This window comes from Fulvivirga aurantia (assembly GCF_009711475.1).
Taxonomy (GTDB): domain Bacteria; phylum Bacteroidota; class Bacteroidia; order Cytophagales; family Cyclobacteriaceae; genus Fulvivirga; species Fulvivirga aurantia.
The window spans coordinates 1-4,819 of the sequence record NZ_SMMD01000628.1 but is presented as its reverse complement, the minus strand read 5'-3'; the positions used below and the strand labels follow the sequence as shown (position 1 = coordinate 4,819).

At 38.8% G+C, this 4,819-nt stretch carries 6 protein-coding genes; 1 reads left to right on the top strand and 5 read right to left on the bottom strand.

What is annotated here, in order from left to right; genetic code table 11:
- Positions 1–25 precede the first annotated feature (25 nt).
- The 5 genes from E1176_RS06040 to E1176_RS06020 all read right to left on the bottom strand — a co-directional run bounded on the left by E1176_RS06040 (position 26) and on the right by E1176_RS06020 (position 3,493).
- Complete coding sequence (locus tag E1176_RS06040; protein WP_155209663.1) at positions 26–595, bottom strand: RNA polymerase sigma-70 factor; 570 nt, start codon at positions 593–595, stop codon at positions 26–28.
- Positions 596–690: 95 nt separating this feature from the next.
- Positions 691–1,320: a 16S rRNA (guanine(527)-N(7))-methyltransferase RsmG gene (gene rsmG, locus E1176_RS06035; RefSeq protein ID WP_155209662.1), complete on the bottom strand. Its 630-nt coding sequence runs from the start codon at positions 1,318–1,320 to the stop codon at positions 691–693.
- A gap of 58 nt (positions 1,321–1,378) precedes the next feature.
- Positions 1,379–1,816 carry a GNAT family N-acetyltransferase gene (locus E1176_RS06030; protein ID WP_155209661.1) on the bottom strand — a complete coding sequence of 146 codons (438 nt, stop codon included), beginning with the start codon at positions 1,814–1,816 and terminating at the stop codon, positions 1,379–1,381.
- A 73-nt stretch (positions 1,817–1,889) separates the two neighbouring features.
- The gene (locus E1176_RS06025) at positions 1,890–2,498 is read right to left on the bottom strand and encodes an RNA polymerase sigma factor (protein ID WP_155209660.1); all 609 of its coding nucleotides are present in this window, start codon (positions 2,496–2,498) and stop codon (positions 1,890–1,892) included.
- Positions 2,489–3,493, bottom strand: coding sequence for a glycosyltransferase (locus E1176_RS06020; protein WP_343030507.1), 1,005 nt, complete (start codon positions 3,491–3,493; stop codon positions 2,489–2,491). The genes E1176_RS06025 and E1176_RS06020 overlap by 10 nt, the downstream gene beginning before the upstream one ends.
- A gap of 218 nt (positions 3,494–3,711) precedes the next feature.
- On the opposite strand from E1176_RS06020, the gene tgt reads away from it, so the two are divergent.
- Positions 3,712–4,819 (top strand): tRNA guanosine(34) transglycosylase Tgt (gene tgt / locus E1176_RS06015; RefSeq protein WP_155209658.1); only part of this gene is annotated, 1,108 nt, incomplete at its 3' end.

Below are 4,819 nucleotides of genomic sequence, written 5' to 3'. Positions count from 1 at the left end.
TTACTCACTCAGGATAGAAAAAAAATTAATTGAACATGTAATCGGTGTTAATTTGGCCTTTAAGTGTTTTGGTAGCTCTGTACAATTGATTCTCAACCGTTCGCTTGGAGATATTCAGTCGATCGGCAATTTCCTGATTGGTGAGACCCTCATGCTTACTCAATAAAAATATTTGTTTTCGCTCTTCTGGTAGCTGGTCTATGTTGGCACTCGCATGATCAAGCAGGTTTTTAAATACAATATAATCTTCGGTTTTATTACAGCATGAGCTTTTTTGAGCTTCCTTTGATTTGTATCGATCTTCCAAAGCCTGTCGTTTTACCTTTTTAATTGTAAGTCGCTTGGTAATGGTGTAGAGGTATGATTTGAAATACTGATTCTCATCAATCAGATGCTTTTTCTCCCAAATCGAAATAAAAACTTCCTGCACGATACATTCGCCATCTTCATGAGAAAGGCCCATGTTACGAGCAAAATGATACAGTTTGAGATGGTATGTATCAAAAATCTTCTTAAACGCCCAGCGCTTACCTTTCTTTAAGGCACGAAGTGTCTTATTGTCGTTAGATGGTATGTCCTTCCTGCTGGCAAACATGGCTTAAAAAGAAAAAAGCAGCAGGCAAGATAGGGTTTTATAGCAAAATTCAAAGTAAAACTTTCTTTAGAAAGAATGTGCCTTACTTAATCTTGTTAGCTTTTAGGCACATAAACAACCTTTTTGGTTTCAAAAAACGGTTCTTCAAAAAAATCAGGGAGGTTATAGAGCTTGTACCTTTTTTTAGACTCAGTAAGCTCTTCCTTTAAATCTCCTCCTTTGAGGTAGAGTATGCCGTTTGGTAGCTGGTTAAAGTCGTCTTTTAAAAATTTGTTTTTCACCCATTGGTAAAAAGGCTTCAGCCTGGTAACAGCCCTGCTCACTACAAAATGATACTGTGATTTGAGCTGTTCAGCACGCATTTGATCGGCCTCGACATTTTCTAAACCCAATGCTTCGCTCACAGCTTTTACAACTTTAATTTTTTTGCCGATAGAGTCGACCAGATGAAACTGAACATCGGGAAATAATATAGCCAGCGGAATGCCTGGGAAACCACCATCTGTACCTACATCCAGTACTTTGGTGCCGGGCTCGAAAGACATGACTTTGGCAATACCTAGGGAGTGCAATACATGGCGCACATATAATGCATCAATATCTTTTCTGGAAATCACATTTATTTTCTCATTCCATGAGGTGTAAAGCTCCTGAAGTTTACTAAACTGCTCTTTTTGCAATGGGGTGAGGTCAGGAAAGTACTTATTGATGATATCTGCTTGCATGGCGCAAAGATGAGTATAATTCTTGAAATGAAATGACTTCGCAAATTCTTAAATGAACTTATAGATCTTTTTCAAGTATAACGCGATAATCAGCTCGGGGGTAAGCTTTTTCTTCAACACCAATAATATCAAAGCCATTTTTAAGTGAGAATATGAGCATTCCTTTTAAGTGATTTCTGGTTTTAAAACGAATGGCGGTGAATCCATGTGATTTTGCCCAATTTTCCTGGTGCGCAGCAAGCTTTTGAGCCACATGCTTACCTCTGTGTGATTTTAAAACACCACCCATCCAGCTGTAAAATACATCGTCCTGTAACTGATAGCCGACTTTATAGCCCACAGCCTCACCGTTTGAGTATGCGATAAGTATCAGGTGGTGCTTGTCGACCAGTCTTTTGCAATATTCTTGCTTTGAGTATGCATCTCTAAACTCAGGTATCTGCCTTTGTACTTCTAAGGCATCTTCGATGGTTCCGGTACGGATGGAAATGTTCAAATCCTTGGTTTTTCGGTGTAGATACCGAATTTACCATTTATAAAGATCAGATTCAAGCCAATGAGCTGGCTTATCAGATATGTTCTTTCTTATTTTTCACAAGGTCGTACATCAACTCTCTTGCTCTGTGCAATTGGGCTTTTACTGTACCGAGCGGAGCGTCAAGTTCCTTGGCTATTTCTTCGTAGCTATATTCTTTAAAGTACCTAAGTTTCACCAACCGCTGATACTTGGCAGGGAGCTTAGTAACAAACATTTGAATAAGCTCAATTTTTTGACTTTTGATCGCTACCTCTTGTGGATTAAGGTTTTTGTCTTCTACATCGATAGAGACAGAGTCGCCATTATCATCGGTAAAAGAAGTGTCGAGGCTCATAGTTTCCAGCCTCTTTTTTCTAATAAAATCAATAGCGTTGTTGGTCGCGATTCTAAACAACCACGTACTAAATGTATAGTCTTTTTTAAATCTGTGAAGGTTTTTGAAAGCTTTGGCAAATGCTTCAATGGTGAGGTCTTCTGCATCATCAACATTTCTCACCATTTTAAGGATCATGTGGTATACAGGCCTCTTGTAGCGATCCATCAACATAGCGTATGCCTGTTCATCATTCTCCTTCACTGCTTGATCGATCATTCTAAAATCTTCAAGTGCCTTGTCAGAGAATTGCTTTTTTAACTCCATGTAACCCTTTTTGTGAATAATGCTCTTACTGCTATAAAAATATAGTAAAAGACGTAAATCAACTCTAAAAATATTAAACCCCAGACATTAAACGTAACGTTTAGCTTTTTGGTTGAGATAAGAAACGTTATATAAAATAAAAGTGATCTTAATAAAAAACTGCCAATAACTAAGTATAGTTCACCGCCAGCGATTAAGAGTATAGGCAATAATAGCCAACTCAATAAATATGACAATGAAAAAGAGCCCAAAATTATTTTATCGCCTGTTTTATAGTGTTTTCCAACACTCAGGTGTCTGAGTTTTTGTTTGAAAAAAGATTTCCAGGTTGTCTTTGGAATAGAAGTAGTTTCTGCTTCTGAGCCTGCTACAACTGCTGTATTTTTATTTGTTGCATGTTTATTTACAAAAAGATCATCATCGCCACCGACTACTTGCATATAGCCATTAAAACCTTTGTTCTCTAAAAACAGACTTTTGCGATAAGCCAGGTTTCGGCCAACTCCCATGTAAGGTTTACCCAAAGCCGCAAAACTCAGGTATTGAATACCGGTGAGTAAAGTCTCAAAGCGGATGAAGTAGTTGAGAAATCCGGGTTTGGTTTCATATTGAGAAAACCCAATTACGAATTGTTTATCACTGGCATGAGAGGCCATCGTACTCACCCATTGGTTTGAGTTAGGTAAGCAATCAGCATCGGTTAAAAGAAGCAGATCGTTTTTAGCGGCTTTTATACCAAGCGTAAGTGCAAATTTCTTACTGTTTACATGGTCCGGAGCGTTATCGACATTTACTACGCGGAGTCGAGGGTTGCTGGCAGATTCTGCCTTTAAAAAATCGTAAGTCTCATCATACGACTGGTCATTGACAATTATTATTTCAAAATCTGGGTGCTCCTGTGCGTAGAGTTGTGGTAATAATTTTTTTAAGTTTTGATACTCATTACGAGCCGCTATAATTATAGAAACCGGCTCCTCGTACTGACCTTTTTGCACAATGACTTTCGATATACCAACACTGAAGAATGCATAATATATACATTGTATAGCAATACAGATGAGGAAAAAGACAACGATGTAGTAAAGCATAAATAAAAATTAGGCCACAAAGATATCTTGATTTATCAGACTGCAAATTTTACAGAGCGAAAAAACAGTGGTTGTACAGGGTGGGTAAAAAATATGCCTATTTTTGCAGCCCAAATTGAAGAGGAATGGATTTTAAACTAGAGGTACAAGATCAGAAGAGTAAAGCACGTACAGGAACAGTGACTACAGCACATGGCGAAATTAAAACGCCTATTTTCATGCCTGTAGGTACTGCTGGTTCCGTAAAGGCCGTGCATCAACGTGAATTAAAAGAGGATATCAAGGCCCAGATTATACTGGGTAATACATATCATTTATACTTAAGACCAGGACTTGATATAATCGAAAAAGCAGGCGGTCTACATAAATTTAATGGCTGGGATAGGCCAATACTTACCGACAGCGGTGGGTACCAGGTTTACTCTCTTTCTGATACTAGAAAAATTAAAGAGAATGGTGTTACGTTTAAATCTCACATAGATGGATCGAAACACGTGTTCACTCCTGAGTATGTGATGGATATACAGCGTACCATCGGTGCAGACATCATGATGGCTTTTGACGAGTGCACTCCATACCCTTGTGAGTACGATTATGCTGAGAAGTCTATGCATATGACTCATAGATGGCTTAAAAGGTGCTGCGAGCATTTTGATAATACCGAAGGAAAGTATGGGTATGATCAAACGCTTTTTCCTATCGTACAAGGTAGTGTATATAAAGATTTAAGAAAGCAATCTGCAGAAGCTATTGCCAGTTTTGAACGAGAGGGGAATGCTATTGGCGGCCTGTCGGTTGGTGAGCCGGCAGAAATGATGTACGAGATGACTGAGTTGGTCTGCGATATCCTGCCAAAGGATAAGCCACGCTATCTAATGGGCGTAGGTACACCAGCTAATATTTTAGAGAGCATTGCCTTAGGTGTAGATATGTTTGATTGTGTAATGCCAACACGTAACGCGCGAAACGGTATGTTATTTACCTCTGAAGGTATAATTAATATTAAGAATGAAAAGTGGAAAGATGACATTTCACCGATAGACCCAAATCTCGGAGGTTATGTAGACACTTTTTACAGCAAAGCTTATTTACGTCACCTCATTATGAGCAAAGAGATTTTGGGCGCGCAAATTGCTAGTATCCATAACCTGAGCTTTTATCTTTGGTTGGTGGGTGAGGCTCGCCAGCATATCGAAGCTGGTACTTTTAGCACCTGGAAAGATCAAATGGTGA